Genomic DNA, 16,787 nt, shown 5'->3' with positions numbered 1-16,787 from the left:
CATCCGCTCAGGTGATCAGCAGGATCCCCACCACGAACAGCGGGATCGAGACGAAGAGGAAGATGCCGATGCCGGTGAGCACCCGGCCGCCGCCGCCGTCCGCCCGCTCCGGCGCGAGGCCGAACGTGGACCGGGCCGGCAGCATGCCGATCCGGCTCAGGGTGAGGTCGCCGGTCATCCCGATCAGGCCGCCGACCAGCAGGAAGGCCACGCCCAACCGGTGCACGAAGTCGCCCCCGCTGATCGCCACCCAGACGCCCACCGCCACCGCGATCACCACCACCGCGATCACGAAGAGCACCAGCGCCTCGCGCAGCCCTCGCACCACCGTCGACATGCCCACCCCTTCCGCACGGCCCACCCCGACCCGGCGGACATTCTGCCGGGTCGATGCCACTTCGCGCTGCCCCACCGACGGCACCCGGGCGGGTGCGGCCGCGGGCGGGTGCGGCCGCGGGCGGCCGGTGCAGAGCCGGCCGGGCCGGCGCGGTTACCCGGCGCGGGGCCCGGGTACCGGGAGCCGCATGGCGGAGTTGGCAGAGCTCTGGATCGTCCGGCACGGCGAGAGCACCGCGAACGTCGCGGCCACCGCGGCCGAGACGTCCGGCGCCGAGCTGATCGACCTCACCCACCGCGACGCGGACGTGCCGCTGTCGCCGACCGGCGAGGAGCAGGCCCGGGCGACCGGACGGTGGCTGGCCGGCCTGCCCGAGGGGCGCCGGCCCGAGGTGGCCGTGGTGTCGCCCTACCTGCGCGCCCGGCGCACCGCCGAGTTGGCGCTGGCCGGGACCGGGGTGCCGATGAGCCGCGACGAGCGGCTGCGCGACCGGGAGCTGGGCATCCTCGACGGGCTCACCGGGCACGGGGTGCGCCGGCGCCACCCGGAGGAGGCGGGGCGGCGCGACCGGCTCGGCAAGTTCTACTACCGTCCGCCCGGCGGCGAGTCGTGGACGGACGTGGCCCTGCGGCTGCGCACCCTGCTCGGCGACCTGCGGCGCGACCACGACGGCGGCCGGGTGCTGCTGTTCGGCCACGACGCGCTGGTCTTCCTGCTCCGCTACCTGGTGGAGGGGCTCACCGAGGAGGAGCTGATGGCGCTCACCCGCGAGCACGTCATCGCCAACTGCTCGGTGACCGGCTGGCGCGCCGACGACGCCGGGCGGCTGCGCCCGGAGACGTTCAACGACGTCGCCCACCTGCACCGGCAGGGGGCGCGGCCCACCAGGGAGGACGAGGTCCATGCCGAACCGGTCTGACGTGATCACCCCCGCGCTGCTGCGTGACTGGGCGTTGCCCGTGCCCACCGGCGGCAAGGAGGCACGCGGCACGGTGCTGGTGGTCGGCGGTTCCCGGTTCACCCCCGGGGCGGTGCTGCTGGCCGGCGTGGCCGCGCTGCGGGCCGGCGCCGGGGTGCTCCAGCTGGCCGCCGCCGAGTCCACCGCCGCGTCGCTCAGCATCCAGGTCCCCGAGGCCCTCGTGGTCGGCCTGCCGGAGACCGACGACGGCGCGGTCCGCGGCGACCCCGGTGACCTGCTCGGCGGCCTGGTCGCCGACGCGGACGTGGTGACGGTCGGCCCCGGCCTGCGCGACATCGACGCCACCCGGGAGCTGCTGCACGTGGTGCTCGACGCGGCCGGCCGGGAGACCGCGCTGGTGCTCGACGCGTACGCCCTCGGCGCGCTCAGCCACGAGCCGGACCTGCTGGTCGGGTCCGGCCGCAAGGTGGTGCTCACCCCGAACCTCACCGAGGCCCGGCACCTGCTCGACCGCGACCCCGGCGACGACCTGGACACCGAGGCGGTCGAGCTGGCCGGCCGGTACGACGCGGTGGTCTCGCTGTACGGCCACATCGCCACGCCGGACGGCCGGGCCTGGCGGGAGGAGAGCGGCGACGCCGGGCTGGGCACCTCGGGCAGCGGTGACGTGCGGGCCGGCCTGCTCGCCGGGCTGCTGTCCCGGGGCGCCGACCCGGCGCAGGCGGCCTGCTGGGCGGCGTTCGCGCACGCGGTGAGCGGGCAGCGGCTGGTGCCCCGGTACGGCCGGATCGGCTTCCTCGCCCGCGAACTGCTCGACGAGATTCCGTACACGCTGGCGACGGTCTGACGCGCGACGCCGCCGGCCTGTGATGTGTGTAACACCACAGGCACCGCCCACGCTGAACCGGCAACGGCGAGCAGCCTGCTCGTCGGACCGGATCGGCCCCTGGGAGTACGTGTGAAGAACCTTCGTCGCAAGACACTGGCCGGCGCGTCCGCCGCCGCGCTCGGCGCCGGCCTCGCCCTCACCGGTGTGCCGTCACCGGTGGCGGCCGCCGGGCCGGAGACCTCCTACCTGGTCCTCGCCCCGCAGGGCGCCACCACCGGCAAGGCCGCCGCCCGGGTCGCGGCCGCGGACGGCACGGTCGTGGCCAGTTACGACCAGATCGGCGTGCTGGTCGTCCGCTCGACCAACCCGTCGTTCGCCACGCGGGTCGCCGGCGCGGGCGTGCAGTCCGTCGCGTCCACCGCCGGCCTCGGCACCGCCCTCGACGAGGGCGAGACCGTGGAGGTGTCCGCGGCCGACGCCACCGGCGACCCGACCCGCGAGCCGCTCTACGGCCAGCAATGGGACATGGACATGATCCACCTCCCGCAGGCCCACGCGGTGACCACCGGCCGCCCGGACGTGATCGTCGGCGTGCTCGACAGCGGCATCTCCAGCACCCACCCGGACCTGGCGACCCAGATCGCCAAGGACGAGAGCACGTCCTGCGTCGGGGGCGTCACCGACACCGCCGAGGCGGCGTGGAACCCGACCACCAGCGACCACGGCACGCACGTGGCCGGCACCATCGCCGCCGCGCTCAACGGCGTCGGCGTCACCGGTGTCGCGCCGGGGGTCAAGGTCGCCGCCGTCAAGGTGGTCAACGACGACGGCTACATCTTCCCGGAGGCCGCGGTCTGCGGGTTCCTCTGGGCCGCCGACCACGGCATGCGGCTGACCAACAACAGCTACTACATCGACCCGTGGGAGCTGAACTGCCGCAACGACGCCCGGCAGCGCCCGGTGTGGCAGGCCGTGCAGCGGGCGATCCGCTACTCGCAGTCCAAGGGCGTGCTGAACGTGGCATCCGCCGGCAACTCCAACTACGACCTCGCGCACAAGATCACCGACACCGGCAGCCCGAACAACGGCACCCCGGAGGAGCGCGAGAACCTGACCAACGCCTGCCTCGACCTGCCGGCCGAGGTGCCCGGCGTGGTGACCGTCGCCGCGGTCGGCCCGACCGGCGAGAAGAGCTACTACTCCTCGTACGGCCAGGGCGTCATCGACGTGACGGCGCCGGGCGGCGACACCCGGTTCCGCACCCAGGGCGTGCGCTCGACGTCCACCGACGGCATCCTGTCCACCACCTTCAACACGGTCACCCGCACCAACGGGTGGGGGTACAAGCAGGGCACCTCGATGTCCGGCCCGCATGCCACCGGCGTCGCGGCGCTGGCCCTGTCGGCCCACCCGGGCATGACCCCGGGCCAGCTGTCGTCGTTCCTGGAGCGCACGGCGGTGGCGAGGTCCTGCCCGGCCGGCGTCTACAACCCGGTCCCGCTGATTCCGACGGGTCCGAACGCCTACGACGCGACCTGCTCCGGCGGCAAGCGGAACGGGTTCTACGGCGCCGGCCTGGTCGACGCGTACAACGCGGTGCGGTAACCCTCGCGCAGCCACGGACCGGGCCCGGCGACGATCGCCGGGCCCGGTCCGTTTGTCCTGGTCGGACGCCGGGTAGGGGGGCTTCGTCAGCCGACCTAGGAGGTAACCCGGTGTCCACCGACGCGATCGTCCTGCTCAAGGAGGACCACAAGGAGATCCGCCGCCTGTTCAAGGCCTTCCAGGATGCCGAGGACGGGCCGGCGAGCCGGCGCGGGAAGATCGTCACGCAGATCATCGAGGCGCTGACGGTGCACACCTACCTGGAGAACGAGGTGATGTACCCGGAGGTTCGCAAGCTGGTGCCCGACGTCGAGGACGACATCCTCGAGTCGTACGAGGAGCACCACGTCGCGGACGTGCTCTGCCTCGAGCTGTTCGCGATGGACGCCGACGACGAGCGGTTCGTCGCCAAGACGACGGTGCTGATCGAGAACGTGCTGCACCACGTCGAGGAGGAGGAGCAGGAGTGGTTCCCGAAGGTGCGTGACGCGCTCGGCCGTAACCAGCTCCAGGAGATCGGCCAGCGGATGCTCGACCTGCGCCCGAAGGCGCCGAAGACGCCGACCGCCCCCGAGGCGCTGAAGAAGGCCCGCGACGCCGTGACCGCCTGACCCGGACGCACGGCGGGCCCCCGCTCAACACGTGGATGTTAAGCGGGGGCCCCGCCTATGCAGAATGCGTTAACAAGGGGCCCCTCCTTACATCTGTGCCCGCGAGGGGACGCGCGACCCCGCAGGTCCGGCCCGGCGCGGACCGCTAGGATCGGCACGGGCCGTGACTGGCGCGTGGAGATGGAGCACCATCGGGGAGCGGCCTCGTCATGAGGACGCATGCCGAGCGCCTGGGCCTTCCGCACGTCACCAGGAGGTCGCATGTCGCACAACGTCGAGTCCACCGCCTTCCGCAGCGCGATCGAGGTGATCCGCGCCGTCGAGCCGCGGGTGGCGGACGCCATCGGCGCGGAGCTGGCCGACCAGCGTGAGTCGCTGAAGTTGATCGCCAGCGAGAACTACGCCTCCCCCGCGACGCTGCTGGCCATGGGCAACTGGTTCAGCGACAAGTACGCCGAGGGCACGGTCGGCCGCCGCTTCTACGCCGGCTGCCAGAACGTCGACACCGTCGAGGCGCTCGCCGCCGAGCACGCCAAGGAGCTGTTCGGGGCCGCCCACGCCTACGTGCAGCCGCACTCCGGCATCGACGCCAACCTGGTCGCCTTCTGGGCGATCCTGGCCGACCGGGTCGAGTCGCCCGCGTTGAAGAAGGCCCAGGTCCGCCAGGTCAACGACCTCACCGAGGCGGACTGGTTCGCGCTGCGCCGGGAGCTGGGCAACCAGCGGATGCTCGGCATGTCGCTCGACGCCGGCGGGCACCTCACCCACGGCTTCCGGCCGAACATCTCCGGCAAGATGTTCGACCAGCGCAGCTACGGCACCGACCCGGCCACCGGCCTGATCGACTACGACCGGGTGGCCGAGGCGGCCCGGGAGTTCAAGCCGCTGATCCTGGTCGCCGGCTACTCGGCGTACCCCCGGAAGGTCAACTTCCGGGTCATGCGGGAGATCGCCGACTCGGTCGGCGCCACCTTCATGGTCGACATGGCGCACTTCGCCGGGCTGGTCGCCGGCAAGGTCTTCACCGGTGACTTCGACCCGGTGCCGCACGCGCACATCGTCACCACCACCACGCACAAGTCGCTGCGCGGCCCACGCGGCGGCATGGTGCTCTGCGGCCCGGAGCTGGCCGACCAGGTCGACCGGGGCTGCCCGATGGTGCTCGGCGGCCCGCTGCCGCACGTGATGGCCGCCAAGGCGGTCGCGCTGGCCGAGGCCCGGCGCCCCGACTTCGCCGACTACGCCCAGCGGATCGTCGACAACGCCCAGGCGCTCGCCGACGGGCTGCTGCGCCGGGGCGCGACGCTGGTCACCGGCGGCACCGACAACCACCTGGTGCTCATCGACGTCTCCGGGTACGGCCTGACCGGTCGGCAGGCCGAGCAGGCGCTGCTCGACTCCGGCATCGTGACCAACCGCAACGCGGTGCCGCAGGACCCGAACGGCGCGTGGTACACCTCCGGCATCCGGATCGGCACGCCGGCGCTGACCACCCGGGGGCTCGGCACCGCGGAGATGGACGCCACCGCCGAGCTGATGCACACCGTGCTCACCCAGACCAGCGCGGGCACCGGCCCGGACGGCGCCCCGTCGAAGGCGAAGTACGTGCTCGACCCGGCGACCGCCGAATCGGTCGGCAAGCAGGCCGCCGACCTGCTCACCCCGTTCCCGCTCTATCCCGAGGTCGAGCTGGGCTGAGACGCGCCCGCGCCCCTGCCGACCGGGTGGCCGGCAGGGGCGCGGACCTCAGCGCAGCGGGCGCTTGAGGTGATAGCGGTGCACCTCGGTGCTGCCCTGCACGTTGTTCACGTCCTCGGCGGCGGAGACCAGCTCCCAGCCCTCGCGGCCCACCCGGTTGAGGTGCGCGACAGCGGTGTCGCCGTACGCGGTGACGTCGGTGCGGGACCCGTCCGGGCCGTACCAGACGAACGAGACGTGGAAATTCCGGCCCTGCCCCTGATAGCGGCGGACCAGCAACGCGTACTCCCAGGCAACCATCCGTCCATTATCAACGGACACCCGGGCGCGACGGAACACGGGTGGTGCCGGAACGACGACGGTACGGCGTCAGACCGGCGCGGCCGCGGTGTCGGCGACCAGCGCGGCGAGCCGGTCCAGACCCCTGTCGATCTGCGCCGGGGTGACCGCGCTCACCGACAGCCGTAGCGCGTTCACCGGGGTGCCGGCGTCGTAGAAGTGCGCCATCGGGGTCCAGAGCACGCCGTACTCCCGCGCGGAGCGGTGCAGCACCGCGTCGTCGACCGGGAACGGCACGGTCAGCACCACGAAGAAGCCGCCGGCGGGCACGGTCCAGCGCACCGGGCCGCCGGCCGGGAAGCGCCGGGCCAGCCCGTCGACCAGGTGGCCCAGGTTGCGGGCGTACGCGGCCCGCTCCCGGACGTTCGCGGCGACCAGCGAGCAGTCGTGCGCCAGCAGCGCGCCGCCGATCACCGCCTGGCTGATCGGCGACGTGTTCACCGTGACCATGCTCTTGATCTTCGCGAGCTGATCGGCGAGCGGGCCGACGGTGCCGTCCGATCCCCCGACCCGCTGGTCGGCCACCACGTAACCGACCCGGGCGCCGGGCAGCACGGATTTGGCGAACGAGCCGAGGTAGACCACCCGGCGGGCGGTGTCCAGCGCCTTCAGCGTGGGGCGGCGGTCCGTGCCGGCGGCCGGGAAGAGCCCGTACGGGTTGTCCTCGATGAGCAGCAGGTCCTCCTCGGCGGCCAGGTCGAGCAGCCGGCGCCGGCGCGCGGTGTCCATGCTGACCCCGGACGGGTTGGCGAAGTCCGGCATCACGTAGCAGGCCCGTGGCCGCAGCCCCTCGGCGCGGGCCCGGCGCACCCCGGCGCGCAGGTCGGCCAGGTCGACGCCGTCCGGGCCGCCGGCCACCGGGCGCACCGGCAGGTCGACCAGGCGGGCCGCGCCGGTCAGCCCGACGTACGTCGGCGCCACCGCGAACAGCACGTCGGACGGGTCGGCTCGCAACGCGCGCAGCACCAGGAACATCGCCTCCTGGCAGCCGACGGTCACCACGATCGCCTCCGGGTCGACGGTGATCCGCTCGTCGACGGCCAGGTTGCGGGCGATCAGGTGGTGCACGATCCCCTTCGTCCGGCCGTACTGCAACAGCGTCCGGTCCACCTGGGCCGGGTCGAGCCCGAGGTCGTCGGCGAGGTGCCGGCGGAAGCGGTCCAGGTGCTCGGGCAGCCGCGCGGAGTCGAAGAACTCCTCGTAGGGCCGGCCGGCGGCCAGCGACACCGCGTCGGGATAGTGCTGCGCCACCTCGTTGAGGAAGTTCATCGAGTTCAACGCCGGGTCGTCGACGCTGCCGTGCAGCGCCGTGACGGTCAGGTCCACCGGTTCCACGTCAGCCTCCGATCCGGGTGCGCAACCGCCGGGCCGCCGCCGGGTCGGGGCAGCCGCTGAGGATGAGCGCGTCGCGCAACTCGGCCGCGAGCAGGTCGAGGGCGGCCTCCGCGCCGGCCCGGCCGCCGGCGGCGAGCGCCCAGAGCATCGGCCGGCCGACGAGCACGCCGGACGCGCCGAGCGCGAGCGCGCGCAGCACGTCCACGCCCCCGCGCACGCCGCTGTCCAGCAGCACCGCGCACCGCTCCCCCACCGCGTCGACCACCTCCGGCAGCACGCTGACGCTGGCCGGTGCCGCGTCGAGCTGCCGGCCACCGTGGTTGGAGACCACCACCGCGTCCACGCCGGCGTCCGCGGCGCGGACCGCGTCGCGCGCGTCCAGGATGCCCTTGACCAGCAGGGGCACCGGGGTACGCTCGCGCAGCCAGGCCAGGTCCGCCCAGCTCAGCGCCGGGGCGAAGACCGCGCCGGTGTGCACCGCCACGGCCGAGACGCCGGGTGTGCCCCGGTGGGCCAGGTCGTCCCGGCCGCCGGGCAGGTTGGCGGCGGTGACGTGCGGCGGCAGCGCGAAGCCGTTGCGCGCGTCGCGTAACCGCCGGCCCAGCACCGGCACGTCCACGGTCACCACCACCGCCGCGCAACCGGCGCCCAGTGCCCGGTCGAGCAGGTCGGCCACCAGCGCCCGGTCGCGCAGCCAGTAGAGCTGGAACCAGACCGTCCCGCCGGCCGCCGCGATCTCCTCGATCGGCGTGCTGGACAGCGTGCTGGCCACGTAGGGCACCCCGGCCGCGCCGGCCGCCGCCGCGAGCGCCGGCTCGCCGTCGGGATGCACCAACCGCTGGTACGCCATCGGCGCGACCGCCACCGGCAGCGCGGCCCGGCCGCCCGGCAGCGGCGCCGCGGTGGACGCCTCCTCCACGCCGGCCAGCATCCGGGGCACCACCGCCACCCGGTCCAGCGCGGCCCGGTTGGCGGCCAGCGCGGTCTCGGTGCCGCTGCCGCCGTCGACGTAGTCCCACACGTCGGCCGGGAGCACCGCCCGGGCCAGCACCGCGAAGTCGTCCAGGCACGCCGGCGCCCGGCCGGCCACCGGGGTCGGCGTCCCGCCGGTCCGCTCAGCCATGCGCGCGGGCACCCGTCGCGTTCGCGGCCGGCGACCCGCCCGCCCACGTCGGAGCGCCGGACGCGGGAGCCGCCGGCTCCTCGTCCGGCGTCGGGGCCAGGTTGAAGCGCCGGCGCAGGAACGTGGCCGCCCGTTGCTGGGCGTCGCGGCCGGCGTCGAACACGCCGGGCATGGCGAAGAATCCGTGCACCATGCCCGGGTAGTCGGCCGTCTCGGTGGGCACGCCGGCCTCGCGCAGCCGCTCGGCGTAGCGGCGGCCCTCGTCGCGCAGCGGATCGTGCCCGGCGGTGACCACGAGCGCCGGCGGCAGGCCGGACAGGTCCTCGGCGAGCAGCGGTGAGGCGAGCGGGTGGGCCGCGTCGCCCGGGTCGGCCAGGTAGTGCCCGCGGTACCAGCCCACCGAGTGCCTGTTGAACAGCAGCGGGTCCTCGTCGTAGCCCGGACGCCGACCGGGACGCTGGTCGGTGTTCGGGTAGACCAGCACCTGGGCGGCGAGCCGGGGGCCGCCGTCGGCGCGGGCCAGCAGCGTCACCGCGGCGGCCAGGTTGCCGCCGGCGCTGTCCCCGCCGACGGCCAGCCGGCCCGGGTCGACCCGGAACTCGTCGGCGTGGGCGGCCAGGTGGCGCAGCGCGGCGTGGCAGTCGTCCACCGCGGCCGGGAACGGGTGCTCCGGGGCGAGCCGGTAGCCCACGGTCACCGTCTGGCAGCCGGCCAGGTTGACCAGCCGGCGGCAGATCCCGTCGGCGGTGTCCACGCTGCCGAGCGTCCAGCCACCGCCGAAGAAGTAGAGCAGCGTGGGCAGCGGGCCGTCGCCGGCCGGCCGGTGGATCCGCACCGGCAGCGGCCCGGCCGGGCCGGGCACCTGCGTGTCGCGTACCTCCGCCACCGGCTCGACCGCGCCGGCGCCGGCGCGGATCGCGGCGAGGTCGGCGGCGCGGGCCTCGGCGAGGGTCTGGGTGTAGAGCGGCGCGGCGCCGGCGGCCGCGCGCGCGGCCCGCCACGCGACCACCTGCGGATCGAGGGTCATCCGGCCTCCCCGGTGGTGACGAAGAGCTTGTCGATGCCGCGCAGGAAGAGGCTGCCGCTGTAGGTGTGGGGCTGGGTCACCGCGAGCCGGGGAAAACGGGCGAAGAGGCGGGGCAGCGCGAGCCGGCCCTCCAGTTTCGACACCGCCGAGCCGAGGCAGAAGTGCAGCCCGACGCCGAACGCCAACGACGGCGGGCCGTCCCGGTGCGGGTCGAAGCGGTCCGGGTCGGGGAACCGGGCCGGGTCGCGGTTGGCGGCGGCGATCAGCAGCAGCACGTTGTCGTCGCGCTCCACGGGCACGCCGTCCAGCTCGGCGGCGGCGGGCGCGGACCGGGCCAGGAAGTGCACCGGGCTCTCCATCCGCAGCACCTCGTCCACGCAGCCGCGGGCGAGCGCGTCGTCGCCGGGCAGCGCGGCGGTCACCTCCGGGTGGGCGAGCAGCAGCGGCAGTCCGTTGCTGAACATGTAGACGGTGGTGACGAAGCTGGCGTTGAACAGCACGATCAGGTTGCTGATCAGCTCGTCCTCGGTCAGCTCGACCTCGCCGGCGTCGAGCACCTCGACCAGGCCGCTGATCAGGTCGGCGCCCGGCGCGCGGCGGCGGTGCGCGATCAGGTCGCGGTAGAACGACCGGAGTTCCTCGGCGGCCTGGTTCGCCCGGGCCAGCCGCTCCGGCGTCTTGCCGGCGACGTCCATGTACTCGTCGATCCAGTCCACGCGCTGCCGGTACCAGGCCAGGTCCGCCGCCGGCAGGCCGATGAACTCGGCCATCACCAGCGCCGGGACCGGGTACGCGAAGTCGGCGACGAAGTCCACCTCGGTGCCGTCCGCGCCGGCCTCGGCCATCGCCGCCAACCGCTCCTCGACGATCCGCACCACCACCGGCTCCAACGCGCCCAGCCGGCGCGGGGTGAAGGTGCTGGCGAACACCGCGCGCATCCGGGTGTGGTCCGGCGGGTTCACGAACATCATCGAGGTGAGGAAGGTCCGCAGGATCTCCTGCTCCTCCCAGCCGGGCGGAAAGCCCTTGTACCACAGGGGATCGCGCAGGATCCGGTCCACCACGTCGTACCCGCCGGCCACGGCGGTGACGGTGCTGTGCTCGGCGCGGGTGGGAATGGCGTTGATCGGCCCGTGCGCGTGCAGGGCCGTGTAGAAGGGATACGGGTTCTGCCGGCCCTGCTCGCTGTACAGGCCGGTCAGGATCTCACTGACGTCCACGGCGGATCTTCCTCCCCAGGAATGGCGGCGGGGGCGGCCGCCGTGTCGACGCCGCCCCCGCCCGGTGTCACAGCCCGAGCAGTCGCAGTGGGACGGCGTTCGCCATCGCCTGCGCGCCCGCGTCGTTCGGGTGGATGTGGTCCCCGGCGTCGTACGCCGGCAGCAGCCGGCTCGGCCGCGCCGGGTCCCGCAGCACGGCGTCGAAGTCGAGCACGCCGTCGAACTCGGCCCGCCCGGCCCCGCGCAGCCAGGCGTTGACCGCGTTGCGGGTGGCGTCCTTCTCCTCGGTCCACACCCCCGGCCCGCCGTTGCCCTCGTACGGGGTGACGGTGCCGACCAGGCTGGTCAGCCCGCGCGCCTTCACCTGCCGGTTGAGCTTCCGCAGCGACGCGATGATCGCCTCGCTGCTGTCGCCGCTCATCCAGATGTCGTTGATGCCCAGGTGGGTGATGACGGTACGCACCCCGGTCTGCGGGAACACGTCCTCGTTGAGTCGGGCCAGGGCGTTCGGGCCCAGCTCGTAGTAGCCGGGGAAGCCGCCCGCACCGGGCTCGGTGCCCTCGTGGTTGAGGCGGTTGCCGGCCAGGCTGAGGTTGAGCACGCCCGGCGTGCGGACCTCCGGGCGGGCGTCGACGAGCCGCTTCGCGAGCAGGTCCGGCCAGCGCTTGTCGGCGTTGACGGTGCTGCCGTTGCCGTCGCCGATGGAGTCGCCGAGCACGACCACCGAGCCCGGGGTGGCCTTGCGCTCCACGTCGATGCCGGAGAGGAACATCCAGCAGCAGTTCGGCTTGATGGTGAAGCCGGCGCCGTCGGCCGCGGTGGTCAGGTCGGTCGCCCCGATGAAGTTGGTGACCCGGGACTGGCCGTGGAACGTGACCGGCCCGGTGAGCACCGGGAAGTACAGGGTGACGACCAGGTCCTCCTGCTCGGCCACCGGGTAGGCCAGCGGGTCGCTGAGCAGCTCGGCGCCCTTGTTGATGGTCGCCGACGTGCCACCGGAGAAGCGCAGCTCCCGGACGCTGGCCGGGTCGACGTCGGACAGGTCGTCGGCGGTGGCGGTGTTCGGCCGGGCGACGGTGGCGTGACCGACCTTGACGGCCTGCTCGCCGTAGAGGTTGGTGAGCCGCACCCGCAGGCGCGGGCCGCCCACCGTGGTCTGCACCGTCATCCGGATGCTCTGGTCGTTGAGGCCGGTGTTGGTCAGGCCCACGGTGTTCCCGCGGGTCACCGCCGCGGCCCAGCTCCCGGCCCACTCGGCGCGCCCGTGCCCGGCGCGGTCGGTGTCGGTGGGGCCGGCGCTCGCGGTGACCGCCGGGGTGCCGGCGAGCAGCAGCGTTGCGGCGGACGCTATGACGTGCCATCTCTTCGGGGTCGGCATCGAACCTCCATGTTCGGCAGCCCTGGGCGTGGCGCGGTCGGCGCCATCTTCCCGGGCGATGGACCGGAAACTAGCCGTCGGCGGTGACGAGCGTCAATCAACCTGATCGACATGATCAAATGCCCGCGGGATGCCGGGCACCGACGATCGGCTCTGTCCCCGGTGGACCGGCGCTGCCTAGGCTCGGAACCGGCGGCGGTGCGGTCGCCGACCCCGGTACCCGCCGCCTGTGTCCCGGCCCCGACCTGGCCGGACGCCGCTCGCGGACCACGATGGGGGCTGCCCGATGACCGACCGGCCGAACTACGTGCACGAGGCGCTGGAGCTGTTCGCCGGGTTCGGCGACCGGGAGGCGCTGGTCGGCGGTGGACGCCGGCTGACCTACCCGCAGGTGGCGGCCGAGGTGCGCGCCCTGGCCGCCGCGCTGCGCCGGCACGGCGTACGCCCCGGCGCCGCGGTGCTGGTGATGCTCGGCAACACGGTCGAGGGTCCGCTGCTGCAACTGGCCCTGCACCTGCTCGGCTGCCGGAGCATGTGGATCGCCCCGGTCACCTCGCGGCGGGAGATCGACGAGTTCGTCGCGCTCGCCGCGCCGGAGGTCTTCGTGCACGACCCGCGCGACCCACTGGGCGGCGAACTCGCCGCCGGGCTGGCCGGCGTACCGGTGCTCTGCCTCGGCCCCGGCGGCGGCGGGCCGGACCTCACCGCCGGCGGCGACGGCCTGGACCACACCACCGGCGGCGACGACCGGACGGACCCGCCGGCCTCCGGGCCCGCGCCGGAGTCGTTCCTGCAGACCAGCGGCACCACCGGCACGCCGAAGCTGGTGCACCATCGAGAGAGCTTCTACCGGCAGGTGCTCGCGCTCGCGGCCGACTTCCGGGCCGCCGGTTTCCCGCTGCTGCGGCACCTGTCGCACTCGCCGATGTGGCTGGCCAGCGGCCAGGTCACCACGCTGTTCAACCTGTTCACCGGCGGGGTGCTGTTCCTGCGCGAGCGGTGGGACCCGGCCGCGTTCATCGCCACCGCGCACGCCGAGCGGCTCACTTCCACGTTCGTCACCCCGCCGATGCTCTACGAGGTGCTCGACCACCCCGACCTGCCGGGCGCCGACTTCTCCGCCATGTTCATGTTCAACGTCGGCGCCGGGCCCGCCGCCCCGGCCCGGCTGCGCCAGGCGATCGACCGGTTCGGCCCGTGCCTGCGCATCGTCTACGGGCTCAGCGAGGCGGTGATCATCTGCGCGCAGCCGGGGCTCACCGAGGACCCGGCGCACCCGGAGCGGCTGCGTTCCTGCGGCCGCCCGTACGGGGACGTCACGGTCGAGATCCGCGACGCCGACGGCCGGGTGCTGCCGGCCGGCGCCGACGGCGAGGTGTGGGTCCGCACGAAGCTGAGCTTCGTCGGCTACCACGGTCAGCCGGAGCTGACCGCCGAGACGCTGGTCGACGGTTGGGTGCGCACCCGCGACATCGGCCACCTCGACGACGACGGGTTCCTCTACCTGGTCGACCGGATGCAGGACCGGATCCTCACCCGCCAGCGCAGCTGGCCGATCTACTCGCGGCCGATCGAGGACGTGCTCGCCGGGCACCCCGAGGTCCGCGCCGCCGCGGTGATCGGGGTGCCGGACCCGGTGGCGGGGGAACTGCCGCACGCGTACGTGGTGGCGGCGCCGGGCGCGTCGGTCACCGGCGACGAGCTGATCGCCCTGGTGACCCGGGAGCTGAGCGAGACGTGGGCGCCGGGCACGGTCGAGTTCGTTGACGCGCTGCCGCTGAACCGGTCCGCCAAGGTCGACAAACGGGCGCTGCGGGCCCGTTACGCCGCCGCGCACCCGATCGGCAGCCCGGCGTGAACCCGCGCCGGGAGTTGTACACCCTGGTCGGCGCCGACCTGCTGTCCAACCTCGGCACCCGGATCTCGGTGGTCGCCATCCCCTGGCTGGTGCTGGAGACCACCGGCAGCCCCACCCGGATGGGCCTGGTCGCGGCCGCCGAGACGCTGCCGTACATGCTCTCCAGCGCGCTCGCCACGCCGTGGGCGGACCGGTTCGGCGTACGCCGGACGTCGGTCTTCGTGGACGCGGCGAGCGCCGCCGCGATGGCGGTGGTGGCGCTCGCGCCCTGGCTGGGGTTCGGCACGCTGCTGGTGCTGGTGGCGGTCGCCGGCGGGCTGCGGGGCATCGGTGACCGGGTCAAGCACGTGCTGTTCAAGCCGGCCGCCGAGCGGGCCGGGGTGCCGCTGATCCGGCTCACCTCCGCCTACGACGGACTGGCCCGGGGCATGACGTTGTTCGGGGCGGTGCTGGGCGGGCTGCTGATCGACTGGGTGGGGCTGACCCGGGCGATCTGGATCGACGCGGCCACGTTCGCGGTCTGCGCGCTGCTGATCGGGGTGCTGGTCCGGCCGCCCGCGCCCGCGCAGCCGGCGCCCCGCGAGCGCTACCTGCGGGCGCTGCGCGGCGGCTTCGCCTACCTGCGCACCGACCGGACGCTGTTGATCATGCTGATCGTGGTGTCCGCGTCCAACATGTTCGCCAACGCCAGCGTCGCGGTCTGGATCCCGCTCTGGGTGAACCAGGTGCTCGGCGACCCGGCCGGGTTCGGGCTGCTGCTCGGCGTGTTCTCGGCCGGCGCGCTGCTGGGCAATCTGCTGTTCACGCTGGTCGGCACGCGCCTGCCCGGCCGGGCGACGTTCGCCCTCGGGCTGGCGCTCAGCGGCGCGCCCCGGCTGCTGGCGCTGGCGCTCAGCGACGACCTGGTGGTGGTGCTGGTGGTGACGTTCCTGTCCGGCATCGGCATCGCCGCGGTGAACCCGCTGCTCGGCGCCGCGCTCTACCAGCGGGTGCCGGAGGCGTTGCAGACCCGGGTGCTGGGCATCTCCGGCTCGGTGGCGTTCCTCGGCCTGCCGGTGGGGGCGCTGCTCGGTGGCTGGTCGGTGGCGCTGCTGGGCCTGACCCCGGCGCTGCTGGTGATGTCGGTGGCGTGTCTGGTGCTCACCGTGGCGCCGCTGCTGCTCTTCCGTACCGCCGCCGACCGTCCGGCACCGGAACCGGTCAGCCCGACGCCGGCCTGACCGCGCGTGTCGGTGGGTGGGCGTACCGTCGCGGCATGGCCACCTGGGACGACGTCCGGCGCATCGCGCTCGCCCTGCCGGAGACCACCGAGCGCGGGTCCTACGACGACCTGCCGGCCTGGCGGGTGCGCGACAAGATGTTCGTCTGGGAGCGGCCGCTGCGCCGGGGCGACCTCGACGCGCTCGGCGACGCCGCGCCCGTCGGCCCGATCCTCGGCGTCCGGATGCCCGACCCGGGCGCCAAGGAGGCGTTGCTGGCCGACGACCCGGCGGTCCACTTCACCGTGCCGCACCTGGACGGCTCCTCGGTGGTGCTGGTCCGGCTGGACCGGATCGAGGTGGCCGAGCTGACGGAGCTGATCACCGAGGCGTGGTTCGCGCGTGCCCCGAAGCGCCTCGCCGCCGCGCACCGGGCCGACGCCTGACGCCTTCCTCCACGGCGGCGCGTCGGCTAGCGTGCCGGGCATGCCATCGACGTTGACCGAGGCGACCGATCCGTGGTGCCTGCGGCCCGGTGAGGCGGGCGAACTGCTGCGCGGGCATCCGTGGCGCCGGTTCGTGGTGCTGGGCGACAGTGTCGCCGAGGGGTTGTGCGAGCCGGCGGCCGGCTATCCCGACGTGCAGTGGGCCGACCGGATCGCGGCCGAGCTGCGGGCCGTGCGGCCGGAGCTGGCCTACCTGAACCTGGGCCGGCGCGGGCTGCGCGCGCACGAGGTCCGGGCCACCCAACTGGCCGACGCGCTGGCCTTCGCGCCGGACCTGGCGCTGGTGGTGTGCGGCGGCAACGACGCGTTCCGCCCCGGCTACGACCCGGACGCGGTCGACGGCGAACTGACCGAGATCATCACCGCGCTGCGTGCCGCCGGGGCGGACGTGATCACGGTGGGCATGTTCGACGTGTCGCACAGCCCCGCGGTGCCGGCCACCTTGCGGGCCGGCCTCGGCGAGCGGATGCGCCGGCTCTCCCGGCACACCCGGGCGGTGGCCGAGCGGCTCGGCACGCTGCACGTGCACCTGACCGAGCACCCGCTGGTCGCGGACCCGTCGCTGTACAGCAGCGACGGCCGGCACGGCAGCGCTCGCAGCGACGCGGTAGCCACCGCCGAGACGCTCCGCGTCCTGGCCGCCGGCGACCGCGGTGTGCCGTCTGACGGCGGCCGATGATCGCGACCCCCCCGGTCGTCGTCCGCGCCGCCGCGCTACCTCCGGGCCGACCCCGCCGTTCGGACACGCCCCCTCCGGGCCCGCCCCCGCCGTTCGGACACGCTCCCGCCGGGCCCGCCCCCGC

At 74.3% G+C, this 16,787-nt stretch carries 15 protein-coding genes, 1 pseudogene and 1 riboswitch; of the genes and pseudogenes, 9 read left to right on the top strand and 7 right to left on the bottom strand.

Features of this window, described 5'->3' with window-relative positions; translation table 11 throughout:
* Nucleotides 1-7: 7 nt before the first annotated feature.
* On the bottom strand, nucleotides 8-337 hold the full coding sequence (locus tag GA0070213_RS01975; protein WP_091056097.1) for a hypothetical protein: 330 nt from the start codon (nucleotides 335-337) through the stop codon (nucleotides 8-10).
* 187 nt (nucleotides 338-524) lie between these two features.
* Here GA0070213_RS01975 and GA0070213_RS01970 point away from each other — a divergent pair, with 187 nt between their 5' ends.
* The 5 genes from GA0070213_RS01970 (at nucleotide 525) to GA0070213_RS01950 (ending at nucleotide 5,999) form a co-directional block, all read left to right on the top strand.
* Nucleotides 525-1,256, top strand: coding sequence for a histidine phosphatase family protein (locus GA0070213_RS01970; protein WP_091056094.1), 732 nt, complete (start codon nucleotides 525-527; stop codon nucleotides 1,254-1,256).
* The gene (locus tag GA0070213_RS01965) at nucleotides 1,240-2,103 is read left to right on the top strand and encodes an NAD(P)H-hydrate dehydratase (protein ID WP_091056092.1); all 864 of its coding nucleotides are present in this window, start codon (nucleotides 1,240-1,242) and stop codon (nucleotides 2,101-2,103) included. The genes GA0070213_RS01970 and GA0070213_RS01965 overlap by 17 nt, the downstream gene beginning before the upstream one ends.
* Before the next feature lie 111 nt (nucleotides 2,104-2,214).
* Nucleotides 2,215-3,690 carry a S8 family peptidase gene (locus GA0070213_RS01960; RefSeq protein WP_091056090.1) on the top strand — a complete coding sequence of 492 codons (1,476 nt, stop codon included), beginning with the start codon at nucleotides 2,215-2,217 and terminating at the stop codon, nucleotides 3,688-3,690.
* A 110-nt stretch (nucleotides 3,691-3,800) separates the two neighbouring features.
* On the top strand, nucleotides 3,801-4,301 hold the full coding sequence (locus GA0070213_RS01955) for a hemerythrin domain-containing protein (protein ID WP_091056088.1): 501 nt from the start codon (nucleotides 3,801-3,803) through the stop codon (nucleotides 4,299-4,301).
* A gap of 153 nt (nucleotides 4,302-4,454) precedes the next feature.
* A riboswitch (ZMP/ZTP riboswitch) is annotated at nucleotides 4,455-4,544 on the top strand.
* An 18-nt stretch (nucleotides 4,545-4,562) separates the two neighbouring features.
* The gene (locus GA0070213_RS01950) at nucleotides 4,563-5,999 is read left to right on the top strand and encodes a glycine hydroxymethyltransferase (protein WP_091056085.1); all 1,437 of its coding nucleotides are present in this window, start codon (nucleotides 4,563-4,565) and stop codon (nucleotides 5,997-5,999) included.
* Nucleotides 6,000-6,047: 48 nt separating this feature from the next.
* Here GA0070213_RS01950 and GA0070213_RS01945 read toward each other — a convergent pair whose 3' ends face one another.
* The 6 genes and pseudogenes from GA0070213_RS01945 to GA0070213_RS01920 all read right to left on the bottom strand — a co-directional run bounded on the left by GA0070213_RS01945 (nucleotide 6,048) and on the right by GA0070213_RS01920 (nucleotide 12,394).
* Nucleotides 6,048-6,299, bottom strand: coding sequence for a hypothetical protein (locus GA0070213_RS01945; RefSeq protein WP_091056082.1), 252 nt, complete (start codon nucleotides 6,297-6,299; stop codon nucleotides 6,048-6,050).
* A gap of 69 nt (nucleotides 6,300-6,368) precedes the next feature.
* A complete protein-coding gene (locus GA0070213_RS01940) occupies nucleotides 6,369-7,673 on the bottom strand; it encodes an aminotransferase-like domain-containing protein (protein ID WP_091056079.1) in 1,305 nt (434 codons plus the stop codon).
* A 1-nt stretch (nucleotide 7,674) separates the two neighbouring features.
* Nucleotides 7,675-8,796 (bottom strand): alpha-hydroxy acid oxidase, encoded by a 1,122-nt coding sequence (locus GA0070213_RS01935; protein WP_091056636.1) that lies wholly within the window; start codon nucleotides 8,794-8,796, stop codon nucleotides 7,675-7,677.
* An 82-nt stretch (nucleotides 8,797-8,878) separates the two neighbouring features.
* Nucleotides 8,879-9,823: pseudogene (locus GA0070213_RS01930) on the bottom strand (alpha/beta hydrolase); the annotation flags it as partial.
* Complete coding sequence (locus tag GA0070213_RS01925) at nucleotides 9,820-11,043, bottom strand: cytochrome P450 (RefSeq protein WP_091056076.1); 1,224 nt, start codon at nucleotides 11,041-11,043, stop codon at nucleotides 9,820-9,822. The gene GA0070213_RS01925 and the pseudogene GA0070213_RS01930, both read right to left, overlap by 4 nt.
* 67 nt (nucleotides 11,044-11,110) lie before the next feature.
* Complete coding sequence (locus GA0070213_RS01920) at nucleotides 11,111-12,394, bottom strand: SGNH/GDSL hydrolase family protein (RefSeq protein ID WP_175441178.1); 1,284 nt, start codon at nucleotides 12,392-12,394, stop codon at nucleotides 11,111-11,113.
* Between the two features lie 313 nt (nucleotides 12,395-12,707).
* Between GA0070213_RS01920 and GA0070213_RS01915 the strand changes: the two genes are divergently transcribed.
* Genes GA0070213_RS01915 through GA0070213_RS01900 form a run of 4 tightly spaced genes read left to right on the top strand, consistent with a single transcriptional unit; the run spans nucleotide 12,708 to nucleotide 16,663 of the window.
* Entirely contained in the window at nucleotides 12,708-14,279 is a 1,572-nt protein-coding gene (locus GA0070213_RS01915) for a class I adenylate-forming enzyme family protein (protein WP_091056070.1), read from the top strand.
* A complete protein-coding gene (locus GA0070213_RS01910) occupies nucleotides 14,276-15,499 on the top strand; it encodes an MFS transporter (protein ID WP_091056068.1) in 1,224 nt (407 codons plus the stop codon). The genes GA0070213_RS01915 and GA0070213_RS01910 overlap by 4 nt, the downstream gene beginning before the upstream one ends.
* Nucleotides 15,500-15,534: 35 nt before the next feature.
* Nucleotides 15,535-15,924, top strand: coding sequence for an MmcQ/YjbR family DNA-binding protein (locus GA0070213_RS01905; RefSeq protein WP_091056065.1), 390 nt, complete (start codon nucleotides 15,535-15,537; stop codon nucleotides 15,922-15,924).
* 40 nt (nucleotides 15,925-15,964) lie between these two features.
* Complete coding sequence (locus tag GA0070213_RS01900) at nucleotides 15,965-16,663, top strand: SGNH/GDSL hydrolase family protein (protein ID WP_091056634.1); 699 nt, start codon at nucleotides 15,965-15,967, stop codon at nucleotides 16,661-16,663.
* The last annotated feature ends 124 nt before the right edge of the window (nucleotides 16,664-16,787 follow it).

Source organism: Micromonospora humi (assembly GCF_900090105.1).
GTDB lineage: Bacteria > Actinomycetota > Actinomycetes > Mycobacteriales > Micromonosporaceae > Micromonospora > Micromonospora humi.
Note: the sequence above shows the minus strand (reverse complement) of the source record. Positions and strands in the feature narration are given on the sequence as shown.

What these genes read in the sequence shown, in the direction of transcription:
- GA0070213_RS01975 (WP_091056097.1), bottom strand. Translation starts at nt 337, where the DNA reads ATGTCGACGGTGGTGCGAGGGCTGCGCGAGGCGCTGGTGCTCTTCGTG.
- GA0070213_RS01970 (WP_091056094.1), top strand. Translation starts at nt 525, where the DNA reads ATGGCGGAGTTGGCAGAGCTCTGGATCGTCCGGCACGGCGAGAGCACC.
- GA0070213_RS01965 (WP_091056092.1), top strand. Translation starts at nt 1,240, where the DNA reads ATGCCGAACCGGTCTGACGTGATCACCCCCGCGCTGCTGCGTGACTGG.
- GA0070213_RS01950 (WP_091056085.1), top strand. Translation starts at nt 4,563, where the DNA reads ATGTCGCACAACGTCGAGTCCACCGCCTTCCGCAGCGCGATCGAGGTG.
- GA0070213_RS01945 (WP_091056082.1), bottom strand. Translation starts at nt 6,299, where the DNA reads ATGGTTGCCTGGGAGTACGCGTTGCTGGTCCGCCGCTATCAGGGGCAG.
- GA0070213_RS01935 (WP_091056636.1), bottom strand. Translation starts at nt 8,796, where the DNA reads ATGGCTGAGCGGACCGGCGGGACGCCGACCCCGGTGGCCGGCCGGGCG.
- GA0070213_RS01915 (WP_091056070.1), top strand. Translation starts at nt 12,708, where the DNA reads ATGACCGACCGGCCGAACTACGTGCACGAGGCGCTGGAGCTGTTCGCC.
- GA0070213_RS01905 (WP_091056065.1), top strand. Translation starts at nt 15,535, where the DNA reads ATGGCCACCTGGGACGACGTCCGGCGCATCGCGCTCGCCCTGCCGGAG.
- GA0070213_RS01900 (WP_091056634.1), top strand. Translation starts at nt 15,965, where the DNA reads ATGCCATCGACGTTGACCGAGGCGACCGATCCGTGGTGCCTGCGGCCC.